Annotated in this window: 1 protein-coding gene; it reads left to right on the forward strand. The window is 79.7% G+C overall.

Annotation, left to right across the window (positions count from 1 at the left end; genetic code table 11):
- On the forward strand, nt 1-557 hold a 557-nt coding region (locus tag G3I42_RS16775), incomplete at both ends, for an ATP-binding protein (protein ID WP_164286803.1).

Genomic DNA, 557 nt, shown 5'->3' on the forward strand with positions numbered 1-557 from the left:
CGTGCCGCCGCGCCGCCCGCCGCCCGCGGCGAGGCGCCCGGTCCCCGCGCCGCCGTTCTCAGCGGTCCTCTCGGGATCGGGAAGACCGTGCTCGTCGAGGAGGCCGTGGCGTGGGCGCGTGCGGGTGGAACGCGGGTGCTGCGGGCGGAGGGGAGCGCGTCCGAGGCGGGGCTCGCGTTCGCCTCGTTGCACCAGTTGCTGCGGCCGGTCCTCGGCGAGGTGCGGGCGCTCCCGGCGCGTCAGCGCGGTGCGCTGGCCCTCGCACTCGGCCTGCCGCAGGAGGAGGCCCCGGAGTCCGCCGACCCCCTCCTGACCGGTACCGCCCTGCTCACGCTCCTCTCCGGGCTCGCGGCCGGCCGCCCGCTCCTCCTCGTCCTCGACGACGCCCAGTGGTGCGACCGGGCCTCGCTCGACGCGCTCGCCTTCGCCGTCCGCCGCCTCGCACCGGCCCCGGAGAGCGAGCCGGAGCCCGTCGGGCTCGTCCTCGCGACGCGCGCCCCCGCCGCCCTCCCCTCCTTCGGCCGGACGACCGCGCACCTGCCGCTCGCCCCGCTCGC

This window comes from Streptomyces sp. SID11385 (assembly GCF_010548245.1).
Lineage (GTDB): Bacteria > Actinomycetota > Actinomycetes > Streptomycetales > Streptomycetaceae > Streptomyces.